Below are 22,399 nucleotides of genomic sequence, written 5' to 3'. Positions count from 1 at the left end.
ATCTGTATCGTTGCTGAACATCGGCATTCCCAATCTTGAGAATTACTTAAGGAGCGAGTAACCTTCGGGACCTAGGGGCGGGCGGGTTTTTATGACATCAGAAGACCGTCGACTTGATGGGTGGAAAGCGATAGCGGCTCACTTCGGCCGCGACCGCACAACCGTTGCCCGCTGGGCGCGCGAAAGGGGGCTGCCGATCCATCAGCTCCCCGGCGGCAAGCAGAAGACGGTATTCGCCTTCGAGCGGGAACTGGTCGAATGGGCGCAGCGGAATTCCACTGCCGAACTGTTCGACATACCACTGCCGCAATCGCCGCAGGGTTCATTCGATGCGGAGCCGGACGGAGCGGTTACGGGGAAATATCGTAGCCCCGCCCTCTATGCAGGCCTTGCCGCGCTGGCGCTTGCAGGACTGTTCGCATGGGGCTTGTGGCATGACCGTTCGCAGAGCGAGGCCCTGCCCGAAGACCCCGTCGTGGCACGCGATTTCGTGGCCGCGCGCGATGCATGGGGGCACCGGACACCCAAGGATCTCGCCGCTTCGATCCGGCTCTACACGTCCGTGATCGAGCGTGACCCGAACTACGCGCCGGCCCGCGCGGGACTGGCGGAAAGCTGGCTGATCTACCGGGAATATGGCGAGGTGAACGACGCGGAGGCCTTCGGCAAGGCGCGGAGCGCGGCTCAGAAAGCGCTCGATCTCGATCCCGATCTGGCCAGCGCTCACCGTGCGCAGGGCTTCATCGAATACTGGTGGGACAACGATCCCGAAGCCGCGCTCAAATCCTTCCGCGAGGCGCTGCGGCTCGATGGAGAAGACGGGCAGACATATTTCTGGCTGGCCAACATCCTTTCGGATCTTGGCGAAGACGCGATGGCCGAACGGTATTATACCAAGGCCATGCTGCTGATGCCCGGTTCCCAGCCGATCGCGGTGGAACATGCCTGGTCGCGGTGGCAGGCCGGGAATGACCGGGAAGCGCTGGCGCTCCTGCTCGACCTCAAGCGAACCTATCCGCAGGACGCGACCATCAGCAGTTGTCTCTCCTGGGTCTATCTCGGCATGGGCGATATTCGCGGCTTCACTCGTGAACTCGGCGATTTCGCCCGGTTGCGCTCGGATCCGGGCGCGGCCGCGCTGGCGGAAAAGATGACGGGGGCGCTGAACAACGATCCTGCCCGCGCGCCCGACATCCTGATTGCGGATGCTCGCGGCGAACTTGCCGAGGGTGGGCGGCGCATCCGCCAGACACCGGCATTCTACGCCTCGGCCACCGGGCGGCGGAACGAACTGGTCTCGCTCATGAAAGAGGCGGTGGTGTTGGGGGAGCGCTGGAACTCCCGGCCCGTCACCCGGCGAATCGAATCGGCGTGGAAGAACGACCCGGAAGTGACCGGCCTGCTCGGGCAGTTGGTGTTCCCGCCGCCGAGGGTAGCGCTACCCTGATCGGGTATGAGCGAATAGCCCCTCTCCCATCGCCGCGGCGCTGATAAGAAAATGATTTTTGGCGGATTTCTGCAATTTGCAGCAATTTGCATCACCGTAGAATCACCTGCGTGGGCGTAGAATAATTCTTGTGGGCGTCGGGGGCATTGATCTGCTGGAGCAGGTCGCAGGATCGGGGGATCTGGACCAGGCCGGCGCTATATTCGGAGCGACCCAACCTAGGCCCCGCGCGGGAATGGTTTCCGCGGGGCCTATTTTTTGCGCATTCGCCAAAGAGCAGTTCGCCTTGCGCCGGAGCCGAGGGTTACGACCTAATGCGCTTCACCAATTCTCAGAGCGGCGAGCGCGGCGATCAGCAGGGTGGCGGCGGCAAAGGCCATGGTCCATATCGGCTGACCGGGGAAGAAGGCTTTCATGATCGAGCCCATGACGGTGGCCACCAGCAATTGCGGCAGCACCACGAAGACGTTGAACAGGCCCATGAACACGCCCAGCTTCGCCTGCGGCAGGCTGCTGGCGAGAATGGCGTAGGGCATCGCCAGGATCGAGGCCCAGGCGATTCCGATTGCGATTTCGCACAGCACCAGCGCATCCGGGTCGCGAATGGCCATGAAGCCCGCGAAACCGAGGGCTCCGAACATGAGGCACAGCGCGTGCGTGCGGGCCTTGCCCAGCCGCCCTGACAGCCACGGAAGCAAGGCCAGCGCCGCCACGGCCGCCACGCCGTTGTAGACGGAGAACAGCACGCCGACCCAGTTTCCGGCCTCCTGATAGGCGGGGCTGGAGGGATCTGCCGATCCGAAATGATACTGCGCGACGACCGGCGTGGTATTGATCCACATGATGAAAAGCGCCGACCAGCTGAAGAACTGCACGAAGGCGAGCCGCTTCATGATGGGCGGCATCCCGGAGAAATCGCCGACGATCCCAGCCAGCATCGAGGCGCTGCGCCCCGATCGGGCCAAGGCGATCGCGGCGATCACCGCCATCCCGTATGCCGCGAGCAGGCCGGCGAGCAGATAGACTTCCTTTTCCAGACCCCAGAACCGCACGGCCAGCGCGATGAGCACGCCTGCCGCGATCCACGGCGCCCCGCCCAGCAGGTTGCGGTCTGCCAGGCTGTCGGCCGCCGGTGCGGAAGGCGATTGCTCCGGCTCCTCTAAGGCGGCCTGCTCCTGCGGTGAATATTCGCGCGTGGTCAGGACCGTCCACAGCACAGCCGCCAGCAGGGCGAGGCCGCCCGCCAGGAAGCTGTAGCGCACGGTATCGGGTATCCCGCCCGGCACCGCGCTGTTGCTGATGCCGAAGTGGTCGAGAACGTAGGGAAACAGCGACCCCACCACCGCGCCGGCGCCGATGAAGGCGGTCTGCACCGCGTAGCCTGCGGTGTGCTGGTCCTTGCGCAGCATGTCGCCGACGAAGGCGCGGAACGGCTCCATCGAGATGTTAAGGCTGGCGTCGAGCATCCACAGCAGCATGGCTGCCATCAGCAGGCCGCCGCTTTCCGGCATCGCCAGCAGTGCGACCGCGGCCAGCACGGCGCCGCCGAGGAAATAGGGGCGCCTGCGGCCGAAGCGGCCAAGCCAGGTGCGGTCCGACATATGCCCGACGATCGGCTGTACCAGCAGCCCGGTGAGGGGCGCGGCGATCCACAGGGCGGGCAGGTCGTCGATCGAGGAACCGAGCGACTGGAAGACCCGGCTCATATTGGCGTTCTGAAGCGCGAAGCCGATCTGGATGCCGAAGAAGCCGAAGCTGATGTTCCATAGCCCGGCCCATCCCTGCCGCGGTTTTTCGAGCATTTCCGCGCCTTTCCCGGCCCCCGTCATCGGCATTCCTTCCCTTTGCCGCGCGCATCCATGGTCGCATCGGTCATGGCCCGGAGACCTTGCATGGCGGCTCGGCGACGGCAACATGCATACGAATACCTTCGAATTCCGGGCGCGACAGAACGACACCTAAGGGGCACAGAACCCCGCCTAGAGCGGGCCCAGCGTGCTGCGCCGCGCGATCAGTCTGGCGCCCAGCGTCGCTTCCGGCACGGGCCGGTCCTCGATCAGGGCGACCAGCGTTTCGACCAGGCTTTCGCCCGCGCCTTTCAGGTCCTGCATGACCGTGGTGAGCGGCGGATTGGTCATGCTGGCGGCGGGCAGGTCGTCGAAGCCCATGACCGCCACATCGCCGGGGATCGTCCGCCCGGCGGCGGCGAGCGCGCGCATCGCGCCGATGGCGATGAGGTCGCTGGCGGCGAACACGGCGTCGAATTCCACGCCGTCCTCGATCAGTGCCCGCATCGCGCTTTCGCCGAGGTCCTCGTGGCTGATCGCATCGTGCTGGAGCGCGGGGTCGCAGGCGATCCCGGCCTCCGCCATCGCGGTGCAGAGGCCGCGGTAGCGTTCGGCGAATTCGGGGTAGTGCTCGTCCGCCTGGCCGAGGAAGGCGATCCGCTTGCGGCCGAGGGCGATCAGGTGCTCTCCCGCCAGCCTGCCCGCGCCGAAATTGTCCGAGCCTACCGTTGCGCCGATATTGTCCTCGCTCACCGAGCCCCAGCGCACGAACTGGGTGCCCTGCCCGACAAGCTGCTCAAGCCGGCTTTCGTAGAGGGTGTAGTCACCGTAGCCGAGCAGGATCAGCCCGTCGGCGCGGTGGCTGTCCTGATAGCGGACGTGCCAGTCGTCCTCCATCTTCTGGAACGAGATGAGCAGGTCCATCCCGCGATTGGCGCATTGCCGGGTGATCGCGCCCAGCATGGCGAGGAAGAAGGGGTTGATCTTGGAATCGTCGGGCGTCTGCTCCTCGAAGAACAACAGCGCGATCGTGTTCGACCGCTGGGAGCGCAGCGAGGAAGCGTTCTTGTCGACCGAGTAGTTCAGCTCCCGCGCGATGGCCTCGATCCGGGCCCGCGTGGCCGCGCTCACCGCCTTGCTGCCGCGCAGCGCGCGACTGACGGTGGGTTGGGACACCCCGGCCCGATAGGCGATGTCGAAACTGGTCGGCCTGTTGCTCGGTTTGCGTCCCATCGTCCCGCTTCCCTGTCTCGCCCGCTAAAGTCCTGTTTTTCCGCCGTCTCGCCCATGTCCGCCGCGTTGCATTCGCGCAACGCGACGTGGCCTCGCGGCACTTGCGTATACGTATGCCATATTATGCATTCGCCTGTCCCGCCCTAAGCGAGAGGGAACGGAAAGAGTCGCGGTGCAAAAAATCGCCGGGCCTTCCACGGCCGACCCCGAGACATCGAAGGGGCGGACGGTCACTTGAGGAGGAGGACAGGATGTCGCTTCATAAGCAGTTTTCGCGCCGGAATTCGTCTTCGCTGGCGCTTGCGGCCGCCCTGGCCGCCGTGCCGTCTTTCGCCTTCGCGCAGGACGCCGCCCCGGTGGACGATCCCAAGCAGGATCAGGCGATCATCGTCACCGGATTTCGCGCCAGCCTTGAATCGGCGGTCAACAAGAAGAAGCGCGCCGAGCAGATCGTGGAATCGGTTTCCGCCGAGGATATCGGCAAGCTGCCCGACGCTTCCATCGCCGAGTCCATCGCCCGCCTGCCGGGCCTGACCTCGCAGCGCGTCAACGGCCGCTCCAACGCGATCTCGATCCGCGGTTTCGCGCCCGATTTCTCGACCACGCTGCTGAACGGCCGCGAGCAGACCTCCACTGGCGACAACCGCGCCGTCGAGTACGACCAGTACCCTTCCGAAGTCATCAACGCGGTCAATGTCTACAAGACGCCGATGGCCAGCCTTGTCGGGCAGGGGCTGTCGGGCACGGTGGACATGCGCACGATCCGGCCGCTCGATACCGGCAAGCGCATCGTCACCGTGGGCGCGCGCGGTGTCTATGCGGATCTCGGCAAACTGAACAAGGGCTCGGACGACAAGGGCTTCCGCGTCAACGGCATGTACGTGGACCAGTTCGCGAACGACACGCTCGGCATTGCGCTCGGCGCCAGCTACAACGACGAACCCTATCAGGTGCAGGAGTTCAACTCCTGGGGCTATGCCGATGCGGCAGACGGCAACAAGGTTATCGGCGGTTCGAAGTCGTACAACACGTCCAGCAAGCTGAAGCGGCTCGGGCTCAACGGCACGCTGCAATGGCGGCCGAGCGCGAACTTCACCTCGACGATCGACGCCTTCTATTCGAACTTCAAGGACGACCAGATCAAGCGCGGCATCGAACTGCCGCTCTACTGGTCCTCGGCCACGCTGGACCCGGGCTACACCGTGGAAGACGGCCTGATCAATTCGGGCAGCTTCTCGAACGTGAAGGGCGTGCTGCGCAACGACGTGTTCCAGCGCCATGCCAAGCTCTATTCCTTCGGCTGGAACAACGAATGGAAGGGTGATGACGGCTGGACGGCGATGTTCGACGCCAGCTATTCGAAGACCGACCGCAACGAACTGACCATCGAGAGCTATTCGGGCACCGGCCGCGCCGGAGAGGGCGCCACCGATACGATCGGCTTCACCAGCGCCGCCAGGGGCACCACTTTCACCCACGATCTCGACTATGGAGACTGGAGCCAGATCCTGCTGACCAGCCCGCAGGGCTGGGGCGGCACCCAGATCGGCACTGACGGCACCGCGATCTACGGCGGGCAGGACGGCTACTACAACAACCGCAAGATCAAGGACGAGCTCTGGCAGTTCCGCACCGAGGTGAAGAAGGAGCTGGATTCCTCCTTCCTCAGTTCGATCCAGGCGGGCATGAACTATACCAGCCACTCCAAGACGCTGGTTCCCGAGGAATATTTCCTGGGCCTTGCCGCCAATACCGACGGCACCGTCAGTGTGGAAGTGCCCGAGCAGTACCGCCTCGGCACCACCAATCTGAAGTACCTCGGGCTGGGCAACGTCATCAGCTACAACCCGCTCGACCTGATCCGGGACGGCATCTACAATCTGGTGCCCAACCCCACCGGAGACGTGGTTTCCAAGGGCTATGCGATCCGCGAAAAGCTGATGACCGGCTATCTCCAGGCCAACATCAAGTCGCAGATCGGTGCCGCCGAACTGACCGGCAACGTGGGCGTCCAGGCGATCTGGACCGACCAGAACTCCAGCGGCGGCAGCGCCGCGCCCAACCTCGATCCGGTGACGGGCGAACAGATCCTCAACCCCAACGGCTCGCCGAGCTATTTCTACGCCACCCGCCGGTCCAGCACCGACTATCTCGACGTGCTGCCCAGCCTCAATCTCTCGCTGCGTTTCCCCAGCGACTTCGTGGTCCGCTTCGCCGCAGCGCGCGAGATCATCCGCCCGCGCCTCGACGACATGCGCGCCTCGCTGGAATACGGCTATACCTTCACTGACGGCGTGGCGGTGGTGACGGGTTCGTCGGGCAACCCGGACCTGCGCCCGTGGCGCGCCAATGCGCTTGACCTCACGTTCGAGAAATACTTCGCGGCCAAGGGCTATATCGCCGCGCAGTTCTTCTGGAAGGAGCTGAAGAGCTACATCTACAACCAGGACGTGGTGATCGACAGTTCGACGCTGGCCCTGCCCGATCCGGGCAATGGCTACACGATCTCGCCGATCGCGGTCATCAACGTGCCGGTCAACGGGCAGGGCGGCAAGCTCTACGGCGTGGAAGTGGCGGGAACGCTTCCCTTCGATGCCTTCACCTCGGCGCTGTCGGGCTTCGGCGTCACCGGCTCGGTCGCCTATACGCAGTCGAAGATCCATCCGATGCCGGGAGAAGCGGCTTCCGCGCTGCCGGGCTATTCGAAGTGGGTGGCCAACGGCACCGCCTTCTTCGAGAAGTGGGGCTTCAACCTGCGCGGCTCGGTTCGCTATCGTTCGACCTTCATCGGCGAAGTCTCGGGCTTCGCGGCCAACCGCCAGCGGCGCCGCGCGCAGCCGGAAACGATCGTCGATGCGCAGATCGGCTATGACTTCCAGCCGGGGAGCGCGCTGGAAGGGCTCTCGCTCTATATCCAGGGCCAGAACCTCACCAATGCGCCCTTCGTGACGACCAATCCGGGCGATAGCCGCCAGATCATCGACTATCAGCGCTACGGCGCGCGCTATCTGGCGGGCTTCACGTATAAGTTCTGAGGCCGGTTATCGGTGCCGTGCGGGGAACCTCCTCCTCTCCGGCGGCATCGCAATGGGCGGAACCGGGAAGTTCCTCTCCCTCCCTTCCCGGTTCCGCTTCCCCCGAACGGGTTTCGGGGCGACGTTGAAGCAAAACATCGGAGAGTTCCCGAGATGCACCGCCTGCTATCTTCCCTCATTGCGCTGGCCGGATCGCTTGCCGCGCCAGTCGCGCTGGCGGGTCCGCTGGAAGACCTGCGCGCGCGAACGCCCGAGCAGGAGGTGATCTACTTCGTCCTGCCCGACCGGTTCGAGAACGGCGATCGTTCGAACGATGCGGGCGGGCTCAAGGGCGGCAAGCTGGCCACCGGCTTCGATCCCACCGACAAGGCCTTCTATCACGGCGGCGACCTCAAGGGGCTGGCCGCGCGGCTGGGCTATATCCAGAACCTCGGCGCGACGGCAATCTGGGTGGGGCCGATCTTCAGGAACAAGCCGGTGCAGGGGCCGAAGGGGGGCGAGAGCGCAGGCTATCACGGCTACTGGATCACCGACTTCACCCATGTCGATCCGCATTTCGGAACGGACGCGGATTTCAAGGCACTGGTCGATGCCGCCCATGTGCGGGGGATGAAGGTCTACATGGACATCATCGTCAACCACACGGCAGACGTGATCCAGTACCGGGAGGGGGCTGCCGAGGGCTATCCGTACCGTTCGAAGGCGGACTATCCGGCCTCAGCCTATACCCCCTTCGTTCCCAGGGGCGAGGAGCGCGTGAAAGCGCCCGCATGGCTCAACGATCCGGCTTACTACCACAATCGCGGCAATACCGACTGGAAGGGCGAAAGCGCGCAGCTTGGCGATTTCGTCGGGCTGGATGACCTTGCGACCGAGAACCCGCGCGTGCTGGAAGGCATGATCGCGATCTACGGCGACTGGATCGACAAGTACGGCATCGACGGTTTCCGCATCGATACGGCCAAGCATGTGAACCCGGAATTCTGGCGCGCGTTCGTTCCCGCCATGAAGGCGCGCGCGGCGGCGAAGGGCATCCCGAACTTCCACATCTTCGGCGAAGTGATGACGGGCGATTACGACCCGGCGCTGCTGGCCAGCTGGACGCGCAATGCCGGGCTGCCCGGCGTGCTGGACTTCGCCTTCATGCATGCGGTGCTGAAGGCGGCGGGCGGTGGCAGCAGCGAGGAACTGGCGCGCCTGCCCGATGATGACGGTCTTTACGAGGGCGGCGCCAAGGCGGCGCTGCAATTGCCAACGTTCCTCGGCAACCACGACGCCGGGCGCGCGGCGATGTTCCTCAAGGCCGCGAACCCGGCGATGAGCGCGGATGAACTGCTGAAGCGGGGTGAACTGGCCCATGCCATGCTGCTCACCCTGCGCGGCGTGCCGACGATCTATTACGGCGACGAACAGGGCTTTACAGGGGCCGGCGGCGACCAGCTTTCGCGGCAGGACATGTTCGCCAGCAAAGTGGCGATCTACAACGGCGAGGCGCTGGTCGGTTCGGCGAAGACCACGGCTACCGAAAGCTTCGATCCCGCCCATCCGCTCTACCGCCTGATCGCGCAGCTTTCCGTCTTGCGCGTGAAGACGCCGGCGCTGACCGATGGCCGTTCGGTCACCCGCGCGGCATCGGAGAAGCCCGGCCTCGTCGCCGTCTCCCGCTTCGATCCCAAGACCGGGCGCGAGGTGCTGCTGGCTTTCAATACCTCGACCGCGCCGGTCTCTGCAGCTGTTGTCGTCGATCCGGCATCGCTCTCGTTTGCAACGCTGGCGGGCACGGCCTGCGCCGCCAAAGCCAGCGCGCCCGGTTCGGTGCGCGTAGACCTGCCGCCGCTCGGCTTTGCGGTCTGCGCGGCGAAACCCTGATCCTCCCCTGCGGAAAAGACCATGACCTTACCTGCCGAATGGTGGCGCGGTGCCGCCATCTACCAGATCTATCCCCGCAGCTTCGCGGACGCCAATGGCGACGGCATCGGCGACTTGCCCGGCATCGCCGCGCGGCTCGATCATGTCGCCAGCCTCGGCGTGGAGGCGGTGTGGATTTCGCCCTTCTACGCCTCGCCCATGGCCGATTTCGGCTATGACATTGCGGATTACTGCGCCGTCGATCCGATCTTCGGCACTCTGGAAGACTTCGACGCGGTGATCGCGCGGGCCCGCGATCTGGGGCTCAAGATCATCGTCGATCAGGTCTACGCCCATACTTCGGACCGGCACGCGTGGTTCGTGGAAAGCCGCCAGAGCCGCGATAACCGCCACGCGGACTGGTACGTCTGGGCCGATCCCAAGGAGGACGGCACCCCGCCCAACAACTGGCAGTCGATCTTCGGCGGCCCCGCATGGCGCTGGGACGCGCGGCGCGGGCAGTATTACATGCACAACTTCCTGGCCGAGCAGCCGCAGCTCAATTGCCACAACCCGCAAGTGCAGGACGCGCTGCTGGGCGTGGCGAAGTTCTGGCTGGACCGGGGCGTCTCGGGCTTCCGCATCGATGCGCTCAACCATTCGATGCATGACCCGCTGCTGCGCGACAATCCGCCCGCGCCGAATGATGGCAAAGTCCGCACGCGGCCCTACGACTTCCAGATCCAGCGATACAACCAGTCGCACCCGGATATTCTGGCCTTCATCGAGCGGTTGCAGGCCCTGATCGCCTCCTATCCCGATACCTACTCGCTGGCCGAGGTCGGCGGGCTCAATGCCGGGGTGGAGATGAAGGCCTTCACGCAAGGGTCCGCGCGGCTGAACAGCGCCTATGGCTTCGACTTCCTCTATGCCGAGAGCCTGACCCCCACGCGCGTCGCGGCGGCGCAGGAATTCTGGCCGGACGAGCCCGGAATGGGTTGGCCGAGCTGGGCTTTCGAGAACCACGACGCGCCGCGCGCCGTCTCGCGCTGGTGCGCTCCTGAGCACCGGGACGCCTTCGCGCGGATGAAGGCGATGCTGCTCCTTTCGCTGCGGGGCAATCCGATCGTGTTTCAGGGCGAGGAACTCGGGCTGGAGCAGGACGAGGTGCCGTTCGAACTGCTTCAGGACCCCGAGGCCATCGCCAACTGGCCGCTCACCCTCTCGCGCGATGGCGTGCGCACGCCGCTGCCGTGGAAGGCGCAGGGCGAGCACGGCGGTTTCACCAGCGGCCGCCCGTGGCTGCCGCTTTCCGAAGCGAACCTTGCCCGCGCCGTGGACCGGCAGGAGGCCGATCCCGCCTCGCTGCTGCACCTGACGCGCTGCCTCATCCACGTGCGCCGCGACGATGCGGCGCTGCGCCGGGGCACTTGCGAGGTGCTGCTGGCGGACGAGACGCGGCTCGTGCTGCGCCGCGAGGCGGAGGGGCGCTCCGTGCTGGCAGTGTTCAACATTGGTGAGCGCGATGCGGCCTGGCCGCAGGAGGTGCCGACAACGGGCAAAGTCCTCGCTGCCGTCAATGACGCTACCCCCGGCTCGCTCCCGGCATGGAGCGCGATCTGGATTGAGCAATGACCAAAAAATTTCGTCCCCCTCGCCTTCGCGGGGATGACGAGGAACGTGGAGGGCCGGGTCGGGGACGATGCATCCCATCAATGGCCGCCGCACCAGTGCAAGTTTCAAAAGGAGATCGGGCATGAAGCCTTTCCGCCTGCTGGCAAAAGCCAGCATCCTCGCCGCTACTCTGGCACCGCTTGCCGTGCATGCGCAGGACGCGCACCCCAGCGTCACCGCCGCCTCGCCCGATGGCTCGATCGTGCTCACCGTCGGCACCGACAACGACAGCCGCCCCACATGGTCACTGTCGCGCAAGGGCAAGCTGCTGATCGCGCCGAGCAAGCTGGGCTTCGTGCTGACCGACGGCGTCAACATGGTGCGCGGCTTCGCGATTTCCGGCAGCGAAAAGGGCACGCATGACGATACGTGGCAGCAGCCCTGGGGTGAGCGCACCAATGTGCGCGATCATTATAACGAGGTGACCGTCCACTTCCGCCAGTCCGCCGCGCAGGGCAGCCGGTTGATGGACGTGCATTTTCGCCTGTTCGATAACGGCGTGGGCTTCCGCTACGAACTGCCCGAGCAGCCGGCGATGAAGACGATGAAGATCGCCGACGAAACCACCGAGTTCGACATCGTGCCCAAGGGTGAGGCATGGTGGATCCCCGGCGGCGAATGGAACCGCTACGAGCAGGTCTACCAGAAGACCGCGATCGACGCGGTTTCCACCGCGCATACGCCGATCACCATGAAGCTGGAGGACGGCACCCACCTGTCTTTCCACGAAGCGGCGCTGGTCGACTATGCGGGCTACTGGTTCAAGCGGGCGGATGGGCAGACTTTCCGCACCACGCTTTCGCCTTCGTCACGCGGAGCGCGGGTGGTGCGCGATCTGCCGTTCAACACGCCCTGGCGCACGATCCGCATCGCGGACAATGCGGCGGGCCTTGTGGAGAACGATCTGGAACTGAACCTCAACGAACCCAACAAGCTGGGCGATGTAAGCTGGGTGAAGCCGATGCGCTATATCGGCATCTGGTGGGGCATGATCCGCGGCGACTGGACATGGGCGACCGGGCCGAAGCACGGCGCCACCACCGCGCGCGCCAAGCAGTACATCGACTATGCCGCCCGCCACAATTTCGGCGGCGTGCTGATCGAAGGCTGGAACAAGGGCTGGGATGGCGACTGGTTCGGACACGGCGACTTCAGCTTCACCGAGGCGACACCGGACTTCGATATCAAGGCAGTGACTGACTATGCCCGCAAGAAGGGCGTGGTGCTGATCGGCCACCACGAGACCGGCGGAAATATCGCCATCTACGAAAAGCAGATGGACGCAGGCTTCGCGCTCTATGAGAAGCTGGGCGTCACTTCGGTGAAGACCGGCTACGTCGCCGATGGCGGCGGCATCATTGCCGACACCTGGCATTACGGCGAAAAGCCGGGCGAAACGCATATGGAATGGCATGACGGCCAGCGTCAGGTGAACCATCATCTGGATGTGGTGAAGCTGGCCGCGCAGCATCACATTTCCATCGATGCGCACGAACCGGTCAAGGACACCGGCCTGCGCCGCACTTATCCGAACTGGGTCAGCCGCGAAGGCGCGCGGGGCATGGAATACAACGCCTGGGGTGCCTTCGCCAACGGGCCGGACCATGAGCCGACGCTGGTCTATACCCGCATGCTCTCCGGCCCGATGGACTTCACGCCGGGCGTGCTGAGCCTTGAAGGCGCACACCACGATCCGCTGGCCTCCACGCTGGCCAAGCAGCTTGGGCTCTACCTTGCGATCTATTCGCCGATCCAGATGGCGGCGGACTTCGTGGAAAACCTCGACAAGCACCCGCGCGAGATGGAATTCATCAGCCACGTCCCCACCGACTGGGCCGAAAGCCACCTGATCGCCGGCGAAGTGGGCGATTACGCCGTGTTCGCGCGCAAGGACCGGAAGAGCCCGGAATGGTTCGTCGGCGGCGTGAACGACGCGACGGCGCGAAACGTCACGCTCTCGTTCGACTTCCTCGAACCCGGCAAGACCTACAAGGCGACGATCTGGAAGGACGGGGAGGGCGCCACCTACCTCACCGATGCCCGCCACAGGATCGCCTATGACACGCGCACCGTGAAGAAGGGCGACACTTACGATCTTTGGCTCGCACCGGGCGGCGGCGCGGCGATGCGGCTCGTTCCCGTGAAGTAGACCCGCAAGCCCTGTTGCAACAGGCCAGCGGCGCGGCCCCGGCGAGAAATCGCTCCGGGGCCGCACTGCGTTTGCGGGCATCTGCAGGGAGATGACGAAGGGCTGCTCGCCCGATCTTGACAATTGTGTGAAATTGTCGTTGGTAGCGCTACCAATTTGATAACCGTGGTTGGGGGAGTCATTTCTATATGCCGCTGATGCCGTCTGACTGGGCGCAGGGAACGTTCGTGGGCCGCGCGGACTTTGGGGAGGGGCCTAGCCCGATCCTGGTGCTGCGCGGCGAACTGATCGACATGTCGGGCGTGGTGCCCACGGTTTCGGCGCTGGTCGAGGCGGGCGATTTCTCGGGCGCGGGCGGGGTGCGGCTGGGCGCCTTCGATGCGGCGGCGGTGAACCTGCTCAGCCCGGTCGATCTCCAGTGCGTCAAGGCCTGCGGCGTGACTTTCGCCACTTCCGCGATCGAGCGGGTGATCGAGGAGCGCGCGCGGGGTGACTGGAGCGCGGCGGCCGCCATTCGCGAGCGGCTGGAAGCGCGTATCGGCGGGCAGATCCGCTCGGTGGTGCCCGGTTCCGACAGCGCCGCCCAGCTCAAGGCCGCGCTGATCGAGGACGGGCTGTGGTCGCAGTATCTCGAAGTCGCCATCGGGCCGGACGCGGAAGTGTTCACCAAGTCGCCGGTGCTTTCCACCATGGGCGTGGGCGCCGAGATCGGCGTGCGCTCGGATTCGAGCTGGAACAACCCCGAGCCCGAGATCGCCCTGCTGGTCGGCAGCGACGGCAAGGCCGTGGGCGCGACGCTCGGCAACGACGTGAACCTGCGCGATTTCGAGGGGCGCTCGGCGCTGCTGCTGGGCAAGGCCAAGGACAACAACGCCTCCTGCGCGCTCGGTCCGCTGGTGCGCCTGTTCGACGAGAGCTTCACCATCGACCATGTGCGCGATGCCGAAGTGCGGCTCTCGATCACCGGCGAGGACGGCTTCGTGCTGAGCGGCAAGAGCAACATGGCCGAGATCAGCCGCGATCCGCTCGACCTCGTGCGCCAGACGCTGAGCGAGCACCAGTATCCCGACGGCTTCGTGCTGTTCCTGGGCACACTGTTCGCGCCGGTGCAGGACCGCGACGAGGAAGGCCGCGGCTTCACGCACAAGGTCGGCGACGTGGTGACGATCGAGAGCGACCGGCTGGGCCAGCTCACCAACCGCGTCGTCACCTCGCGCGATGCGGCGCCGTGGAGCACCGGAATCGGGGCGTTTTACGCCAACCTGCTGTCGCGCGGACTGCTCAAGGCATGAAGATCACATCCATGACGAACCATTCGGCCATCTATCCCAGCCTCAAGGGCAAGCGGGTGCTCATCACCGGCGGCGGCACCGGCATCGGCGCGGGCCTTGTCGAGGCGTTTGCCGGGCAGGGCGCCCATGTCGGCTTCCTCGACATCAATGCCCCTGCCGGAGAGGCGCTGTCCGCGGCGCTGCCGGGCACGCATTTCCGCGCCTGCGATCTGCGCGATCTCGATGCGACGGCCGCGGTCCTGGCCGAGCTGGCCGAGGCGATCGGCGGTGTCGACGTGCTGCTCAACAATGCCGCGAGCGATGACCGGCACGGCATCGACGAAGTGACGCCGGCCTACTGGGACGAGCGCATGGCGACGAACCTGCGCCACCAGTTCTTCGCGGCGCAGGCGGTGGTGCCGGGCATGAAGGCGCAGGGCGGGGGCGTGATCCTGAACTTCGGTTCGATCAGCTGGCACCTCGGCCTGCCCGATCTCGTGCTCTACCAGACCGCCAAGGCGGCGGTGGAAGGCATGACCCGGGCCATGGCGCGCGACCTTGGCGCCGACAACATCCGCGTCAACACGATCGTGCCGGGCAATGTCGACACCCCGCGCCAGAAACAGTGGTACACCCCCGAGGGCGAGGCCGAGATCATGGCCGCACAGTGCCTCAAGGCCCGCATCCAGCCCGCCGACGTCGCCGCCCTCTGCCTCTTCCTCGCCTCAGACGACGGCGCCATGTGCACCGGGCACGACTACTTCGTCGATGCAGGTTGGAGGTAGCGGTATTCAGGAAGGATGCCGGGCTGTTCCGGCATCCTTCAGCACGTTCAGGCGCGCGGCGCTGCGTCGGAATCGCGGCGGATCAGCTTGAATTCCGCCACCACGTGCGGATGGTCGCCCGCAGCGGCGCCGCCATTGCGCGAACGGATCTCGCCGATCAGCAGACGCACCGCGCGGCGCGCCATTTCGGCGGTGGGCTGGCGGATCGTGGTCAGTTCGGGCCAGACCGAGACGGCCAGCGCGGTATCGTCGAAGCCGCAGACGGTCAGCGCGCCCGGCACGTCCAGCCCGCGCCGGTGCGCCACGGTGATCGCGGCGGCGGCCATGTCGTCGTTCGAGGCGAAGATCGCGGTCGGCGGCGCCTGCAGGTCGAGCAATTGCGCGGCAGCCTCCAGCCCCGAGCGATAGGTGAAGTAGCCCTGCGCCACCAGCGAGGGATCGAACGGCAGGCTGAGCGCGGAAAGCGCCTCGCGGTAGCCGTCGAGCCGCTCGGCGCTTGCGGTCTGGTTGGGATGGCCGGTGATGAAGCCGATCCGCCTATGCCCCAGCGCGGCGAGGTGGTGCGTCATCGTGAAGGCGGCTTCGCGGTCGTCGATGCTCACCGAGAGCGCCCATTCCGGCGCGCGGCCCGTGGCGACCGCCACTACCGGCACGTCGGCATGCCGGAGCGCCTCGAGAACCGCCGGGGAATCGCTGAGCGGCGGCGGCAGGATCACCCCGTCGATACGGGTGCGCAGCAGCTGCGCCACGGCCTTCGCCTCGGCGCCTTCCTCGTTGCAGGGCTTGACCAGAAGCTGGGCATTGGCCGTGCTGGTTTCCTCCAGCGCGCCGACGAGGAATTCGCTGAGATAGGCAAAGCTCGGGTTGGAATGGAGCAGGCCGATCCTGAGATCCTCTCCGCCCGCCAGCACGCGCGCGGCGGTGCTGGGGGCGTAGTTCAGTTCGGCGATGGCGGCCTCGACCTTGCGGCGGGTTTCCTCGCGGACGTTGGCGCCCTTGTTGATGACGCGGCTGACCGTCATCGGCGAAACCCCCGCGAGGCGGGCGACATCGTCGATCTTGGCGCTGGAGCGCTGCTTGCGCGGACCTCTGGTATTGGTGCTCATCTGGTTCCCTGGCGGAGCCCCGGCGCTCATGGAGAGCACCGGGGAATGTTCGCTAACACCACAAATCCGGGTGATAGCGCAACCATCGAACGGCGATCAGTGCGGATGGTCAGTGCGGGTGTCCGGGTGCGAGAGGGAAATCCTGCGCCTTGTACCAGGCCAGATCGTGCTCCGGCGCGGCCACGCCGGCGGGCAGGGGCAGGCCGTTGACCGACATCCAGTAAGCCAGGCTGGCATCGCGCCACCACTTGGCCTCGTTGTGCTGGATCTGCAGATAACTGGCGGTTTTCTGCCAGCGTTCGGGGTCCACCTTGTCCTTCACGCCCTGCCAGTCCGCCTGCATCTGCGCGACCGTGGCCACGCCGCGATCGTAATGGCCGACCATCGCCTGCCAGAGCGTGTGGCCGGATTTCATCTTCCAGTCCCACGGCAGGTGGTGGAACCACAGCAGTTCGCTTTCCGGCGTGGTGCGCGGATCGGCGAGAAGTTTCGCCACGGCGGGTTCGTACTGGGCCACGGCATTGCTGCCGGTTTTCGTGCGGTCGAAGCCGATGCCGTTGCGGTCGGCCTTGTGATAATAGACCGGGTTCCACTCGGGCCGGGCAAGATCGCTGATCCATGGCCCCGGACCATAGTGATGGCCCGTGCCCATGAGGTGGGCGAGGCCGAACGGCCCGGTATAGTCCACCACCGCCTCGCGCGAGGCCATCATCATCTTCACCGCCGTATCGACCACGCGCGGGTCGTTGCCGAAGGTCTGCTGCGCCCATTCGCGGGCGATGGCGTCGGCGGAAAGCGTCGGGTCCCAGGCGAGGCGGCCGAAGGCGTACCAGTTGGCCTGGTTGAACGTGGAGCCCGACCAGTCCCGGTCGCGCCCGACATTGGCAACCCCGGCAATGCCGCTGAGCTTGTGGCCGTAGAGCGAACCGTCCACCACCCTGGCCACGGTCGATCCCTTGCCCCTGGCGCGGGTGTCTGCCTCCAGCACTTCCTCGAACATCGTTCCAAGGTAGGCGAGGTGCGTGGCGAAGCCGAGGTATTCCTTGGTGATCTGGAGTTCGAGCATCATCGGCGTCTTCGGCATGGCGCCGAACAGCGGATGGAACGGTTCGCGCGGCTGGAAGTCGATGGCGCCGTTCTTGACCTGCACCAGCACGTTGTCGGCGAACTTGCCGTCCAGCGGCTTGAACTCGGTATAGGCCTGCTTGGCGCGGTCGTCCGGGTCGGTCTCGGCATAGACGAAGGCCCGCCACATCACGATGCCGCCGTGCGGCGCGACGGCGGCGGCGAGCATGTTGGCGCCTTCCGCATGGCTGCGGTGATAGTCGCGCGGGCCGGGCTGGCCTTCGCTGTTGGCCTTGACGAGGAAGCCGCCGAAATCGGGGATCGCGGCGTAGATCTCGTCGGACTTCGCCTTCCACCAGGCCGCTACCTCGGGATCGAGGGGATCGGCGCTCTTGAGATGGCCGATCTCGATCGGTGCGGAGAACCGCGCCGAAAGGTAGACCTTGATGCCCCAGGGGCGGAACACTTCGGCCAGCGCCCGGGCCTTGGCGATATAAGGCGCGGTCAGGCTCTCGGGCTTGGCGTTGACGTTGTTGAGCACGATGCCGTTGATGCCCAGCGCGGCATTGGCGCGGGCATAGTCGGTGTAGCGGGGGTCCTTGAAGTCCGGCAGGGTCCACCAGTCCCACAGCGATTGCCCGGCGTAGCCGCGCTCCACCGAACCATCGAGGTTGTCCCAGTGGTTGAGCACGCGCAGGCCGATCTTCGGGGCGGAGCGGAGATCGATTCCGGCAAGGTCGGCGCCGGTCTTCTGCGCGCGGATCAGCGCGAAGGCACCGTAGAGCACGGCGCGGTCGGTCTTGCCGGTGACGAGCAGCACCTTGCGGCCATCGAGCGTGGCGGCGCGCACCAGATAGCCTTCCTCGCCCAGCGATGCCGCGGGCAGGCGCAGCGCGGCAAGGGCTGGATCGTCGGCCTTGCCGAGCACCACGGGAAGCGGCGACGCGGCAAGGTCGCGGCGCAGTTCGCCGGCGGCGCGGTCCAGCGTTTCGGACTGGCCGATCACGCGGATTTCGGTGGTGGCGGGGGCGCTTGCAGGCGCGAGCCAGAGGTCGTAGCCATCGTTTGCAAGGGCAGGCGCGCTCGCGAAGCCAAGGGCCGTCACGCATACGCCGATCGTCAGAAGCCGCTTCTTCATCATCCTCCCCTGTGTCCCAGATCGTGGCCCGGTGGCCGAAATTTAATTAGCGCGGCGATGCCATTGACAAGCTTGTTCGTTGTCGCGCATGATAGCGCTACCACATAAAGTTCCGGGCAGGCAACACACTTTGCCGCCCGATTGGGAAATGGGCCGAAAGGGTCCGGGGATGCAGGGGAGGAAGATGATTTTTCCGGTTTGTCTGACGCTTGCGGGATCGCGCCTTTCGTCCGTAGCGGTGCGCGCATGATCGCCGCCCCCGTGAAACGCCGCGAACTGCTGCGCTGGGGCGCGGGCGCCTCGATGCTGGCCTTCCTTCCGGTTTCCGCGCGCGCCGCCGCGCCGCTCTACAAGGACCCCAAGGTTCCCGTAGACCTGCGCGTGAAGGACCTGATGGCCCGCATGACGCTGGACGAGAAGGTGGCCCAGCTCGTCACGCTTTCCACCCGCAAGCGCGAGATCATGGACGAATCGCGCGCTTTCGATCCGGTTCGCGCCAGCAAGGCCCATCCCGACGGCATCGGCCAGATCGCCCGCCCGTCCGACCGGGGCGGCGCGGCCACGGCCAACAACACCGGCACCGAAGTGACCGGGCGCTGGCGCAAGCCTGCCGATACCATCGCCTTCGTCAACGCCGCCCAGAAATGGGCGCGCGAGCAGACCCGGCTCGGCATTCCGGTGCTGTTCCATGAGGAATCGCTCCACGGCTACATGGCGCCCGAAGCGACCAGCTTCCCGCAGGCCATCGCCATGGCGGGCAGCTTCGACACCGATCTGGTGAAGCGCGTGCAGTCGGTGATCGGCCGCGAAGTGCGCGCCCACGGTTCCACCCTGGCGCTTTCGCCGGTGGTGGACATCGCCCGCGACCCGCGCTGGGGCCGGATCGAGGAAACCTTCGGCGAAGACCCCTATCTTTGCGGAGAAATGGGCGTTGCCGCCGTGCGCGGCCTGCAGGGGCCGGGCAAGGAACTGGGCGAGGGCAAGGTCTTCGCCACGCTCAAGCACATGACCGGGCACGGCCAGCCCGAGGCGGGCAACAATGTAGCCCCGGCCCCGCTCGGCAAGCGCGAGCTTTACGATTCGTTCTTCCCGCCGTTCCGCGAAGTGGTGCGCCGCACCGGCATCGCCGCCGTCATGCCGTCGTACAACGAGATCGACGGCATCCCCAGCCACGCCAATCGCTGGCTGCTGGAAGACGTGCTGCGCGGCGAATGGGGCTTCGACGGCGCCGTGGTCAGCGACTATGCGGCGATCGGCGAACTCGCCTCGTTCCACCACCTCGCCAGCGATATCGAGGGCGCGGCGCGCCTTGCCCTCCATGCGGGCGTCGATTGCGACCTGCCGGACGGCGAGGCCTATCGCACGCTGGCCGATCAGGTGCGCAAGGGTCTGGTGCCGCTTGCCGCCGTCGATGCCGCCTGCCGCCACATGCTGACGCTGAAGTTCCGCGGCGGCATGTTCGAGGCGGGGCCGGTCGATCCCAAGGCTTCCGCGAAACTCACCGCCAATGCCGAAGCCCGCGCGCTGGCGCTGGAAGCGGCGCGCAAGTCGATCTGCCTGCTCAGGAATACCGGTGTCCTGCCGCTGACGGCGGGCGCGCAGAAGCGCATCGCGGTGATCGGGCCGAACGCCAATGTCACCCGCCTTGGCGGCTATTCGTCAGAACCGCGTTCGAGCGTGAACCTTGTCGAAGGCATCAAGGCACGCGTCGCGGGCAAGGCCGAAGTCGTCTTCGCGCAGGGCGTGTTCATTACGCAGAGCGAGGATCGTTCGGCCAACGAAGTGCTGCTGGCGGACCCGGCAAAGAACCGCGCGCTGATCGCCGAGGCCGCGGAAGTGGCCAAGGGCTGCGACGTGGTGGTGCTGGCCATTGGCGATACCGAACAGACCAGCCGCGAAGGCTATGCCAGGAACCACCTCGGCGACCGCACCGAGCTTGACCTCGTGGGCGAGCAGAACGACCTGTTCCGCGCGCTCAAGGCCACCGGCAAGCCGGTGATCGTCGTCGCGCTCAACGGTCGCCCGCCTTCCTGGCCCACCGTGGCCGAGCAGGCCGATGCGATCCTCGAATGCTGGTATCTCGGGCAGGAAGGCGGCACCGCCATGGCTGAGGCATTGTTCGGAGACGTCAATCCCGGCGCCAAGCTGCCGGTCACCGTTGTCAGGGACGTGGGGCAGGTGCCCTTCTTCTACAACCACAAGCCGTCCGCCAAGCGCGGCTATCTCTTCACCGAGACCGCGCCGCTCTATCCCTTCGGTTTCGGGCTCAGCTACACCACGTTCAGCGTGGGCGCGCCCAGCCTTTCGGCACCGCGCATCGGCACGGCGGGCAATGTCACCGTCTCTGTCGACGTGACCAACACCGGCCAGCGCGCGGGCGACGAAGTGGTGCAGCTCTATGTCCACGACCAGGCCGCCAGCGTCACCCGCCCGGTCATGGAACTGCGCGGTTTCCGCCGTGTCACGCTGAAGCCCGGCGAAACGCGCCGGATCGAGTTTACCCTCGGCCCCGACGATTTCAGCCTCTGGAACGAGGCCATGCGCGAAGTCGTCGAACCGGGCCTGTTCGATATCATGGTCGGCGCCAGCAGCGCCGATCTCAAGACCACAACCCTCGAAATCGCCTGAGGATTCCCGCAATGCCCAAGATCGTCGATGCCAAAGTCATCATCACCTGTCCGGGACGCAACTTCGTCACGCTCAAGATCACCTGTGACGACGGCACCACCGGCGTCGGTGACGCCACGCTCAACGGCCGGGAGCTGTCGGTCGCCAGCTACCTGACCGACCATGTGATCCCCTGCCTGATCGGCCGCGACGCGCACCGCATCGAGGACGTCTGGCAGTACCTTTACAAGGGGGCCTACTGGCGCCGCGGCCCGGTGACGATGACCGCCATCGCCGCCGTCGACATGGCGCTGTGGGATATCAAGGGCAAGATCGCGGGCCTTCCGGTCTACCAGCTGCTCGGCGGCGCGAGCCGCGAAGGCGTGATGGTCTACGGCCACGCCAACGGTACGACGATCGAGGACACCATCGAGGTCGCGCTCGATTACAAGAAGCAGGGCTACAAGGCGATCCGCCTCCAGTGCGGCGTGCCGGGCATGGCCTCCACTTACGGCGTCTCCAAGGACAAGTACTTCTACGAGCCCGCCGACGCCGACCTGCCGACCGAAAACGTCTGGAACACCGCGAAGTACCTGCGCGTCGTGCCGGAACTGTTCAAGGCCGCGCGCGAGGCGCTGGGCTGGGACGTGCACCTGCTGCACGATATCCACCACCGCCTCACCCCGATCGAGGCGGGCCGTCTGGGCAAGGACCTGGAGCCCTATCGCCCGTTCTGGCTGGAAGACGCGACCCCTGCCGAAAACCAGGAAGCGTTCAAGCTGATCCGCCAGCACACCACTGCGCCGCTGGCCGTGGGCGAGATCTTCAACTCGATCTGGGACTGCAAGGACCTGATCCAGAACCAGTTGATCGACTATATCCGCGCCACCGTGGTTCACGCAGGCGGCATCACCCATCTGCGCCGCATCGCCGCGCTGGCCGATCTCTACCAGATCCGCACCGGCTGCCACGGCGCCACCGACCTGTCGCCGGTCTGCATGGCCGCTGCCCTGCACTTCGACCTTTCGGTGCCGAACTTCGGCGTGCAGGAATACATGCGCCACACGCCGGAAACCGACGCGGTCTTCCCCCATGCCTATACCTTCGAGAACGGCATGATGCACCCGGGCGAAGCGCCGGGGCTGGGCGTGGACATCGATGAGGAACTGGCCGCCGGCTACGAATACAGCCGCGCCTTCCTGCCGGTGAACCGCCTCGAAGACGGCACGATGTACAACTGGTGAGCGTGGTGAA

13 protein-coding genes are annotated in these 22,399 nt (G+C 65.8%); 9 read left to right on the top strand and 4 right to left on the bottom strand.

Annotation, left to right across the window (positions count from 1 at the left end):
- Window positions 1-91 precede the first annotated feature (91 nt).
- Window positions 92-1,447 (top strand): tetratricopeptide repeat protein, encoded by a 1,356-nt coding sequence (locus U9J33_RS21495; RefSeq protein WP_324699139.1) that lies wholly within the window; start codon window positions 92-94, stop codon window positions 1,445-1,447.
- Window positions 1,448-1,758: 311 nt separating this feature from the next.
- On the opposite strand, the gene U9J33_RS21490 is transcribed toward U9J33_RS21495, so the two are convergent.
- Window positions 1,759-3,249 (bottom strand): MFS transporter, encoded by a 1,491-nt coding sequence (locus tag U9J33_RS21490; protein ID WP_324699138.1) that lies wholly within the window; start codon window positions 3,247-3,249, stop codon window positions 1,759-1,761.
- 177 nt (window positions 3,250-3,426) lie between these two features.
- Window positions 3,427-4,467: a LacI family DNA-binding transcriptional regulator gene (locus tag U9J33_RS21485; RefSeq protein WP_324699137.1), complete on the bottom strand. Its 1,041-nt coding sequence runs from the start codon at window positions 4,465-4,467 to the stop codon at window positions 3,427-3,429.
- A 251-nt stretch (window positions 4,468-4,718) separates the two neighbouring features.
- On the opposite strand from U9J33_RS21485, the gene U9J33_RS21480 reads away from it, so the two are divergent.
- From U9J33_RS21480 to U9J33_RS21455, 6 genes are all read left to right on the top strand, one after another.
- Window positions 4,719-7,502 (top strand): TonB-dependent receptor, encoded by a 2,784-nt coding sequence (locus tag U9J33_RS21480; RefSeq protein ID WP_185999182.1) that lies wholly within the window; start codon window positions 4,719-4,721, stop codon window positions 7,500-7,502.
- A 153-nt stretch (window positions 7,503-7,655) separates the two neighbouring features.
- Window positions 7,656-9,371: an alpha-amylase family glycosyl hydrolase gene (locus U9J33_RS21475; protein ID WP_324699136.1), complete on the top strand. Its 1,716-nt coding sequence runs from the start codon at window positions 7,656-7,658 to the stop codon at window positions 9,369-9,371.
- A 21-nt stretch (window positions 9,372-9,392) separates the two neighbouring features.
- A complete protein-coding gene (locus U9J33_RS21470; RefSeq protein WP_324699135.1) occupies window positions 9,393-10,985 on the top strand; it encodes an alpha-amylase family glycosyl hydrolase in 1,593 nt (530 codons plus the stop codon).
- A gap of 121 nt (window positions 10,986-11,106) precedes the next feature.
- Window positions 11,107-13,173 (top strand): glycoside hydrolase family 97 protein, encoded by a 2,067-nt coding sequence (locus tag U9J33_RS21465; protein ID WP_324699134.1) that lies wholly within the window; start codon window positions 11,107-11,109, stop codon window positions 13,171-13,173.
- 188 nt (window positions 13,174-13,361) lie between these two features.
- Window positions 13,362-14,465: a fumarylacetoacetate hydrolase family protein gene (locus tag U9J33_RS21460; RefSeq protein WP_185999823.1), complete on the top strand. Its 1,104-nt coding sequence runs from the start codon at window positions 13,362-13,364 to the stop codon at window positions 14,463-14,465.
- Window positions 14,462-15,229 (top strand): SDR family NAD(P)-dependent oxidoreductase, encoded by a 768-nt coding sequence (locus U9J33_RS21455; RefSeq protein WP_207906131.1) that lies wholly within the window; start codon window positions 14,462-14,464, stop codon window positions 15,227-15,229. The genes U9J33_RS21460 and U9J33_RS21455 overlap by 4 nt, the downstream gene beginning before the upstream one ends.
- Before the next feature lie 47 nt (window positions 15,230-15,276).
- Here the strand turns inward: U9J33_RS21455 and U9J33_RS21450 are convergent, their stop codons facing one another.
- The gene (locus U9J33_RS21450) at window positions 15,277-16,335 is read right to left on the bottom strand and encodes a LacI family DNA-binding transcriptional regulator (RefSeq protein ID WP_054436779.1); all 1,059 of its coding nucleotides are present in this window, start codon (window positions 16,333-16,335) and stop codon (window positions 15,277-15,279) included.
- Window positions 16,336-16,444: 109 nt separating this feature from the next.
- On the bottom strand, window positions 16,445-18,541 hold the full coding sequence (locus tag U9J33_RS21445) for an alpha-glucuronidase family glycosyl hydrolase (RefSeq protein ID WP_420719894.1): 2,097 nt from the start codon (window positions 18,539-18,541) through the stop codon (window positions 16,445-16,447).
- Between the two features lie 243 nt (window positions 18,542-18,784).
- Between U9J33_RS21445 and U9J33_RS21440 the strand changes: the two genes are divergently transcribed.
- The gene (locus tag U9J33_RS21440) at window positions 18,785-21,166 is read left to right on the top strand and encodes a glycoside hydrolase family 3 N-terminal domain-containing protein (protein WP_420719893.1); all 2,382 of its coding nucleotides are present in this window, start codon (window positions 18,785-18,787) and stop codon (window positions 21,164-21,166) included.
- Window positions 21,167-21,177: 11 nt separating this feature from the next.
- Window positions 21,178-22,389 (top strand): D-mannonate dehydratase ManD, encoded by a 1,212-nt coding sequence (manD, locus tag U9J33_RS21435; protein WP_324699132.1) that lies wholly within the window; start codon window positions 21,178-21,180, stop codon window positions 22,387-22,389.
- Window positions 22,390-22,399: the final 10 nt, after the last annotated feature.

The organism is Novosphingobium sp. RL4 (assembly GCF_035658495.1).
Taxonomy (GTDB): Bacteria; Pseudomonadota; Alphaproteobacteria; order Sphingomonadales; family Sphingomonadaceae; genus Novosphingobium.
This window is presented reverse-complemented; position numbering and strand designations above follow the sequence as displayed.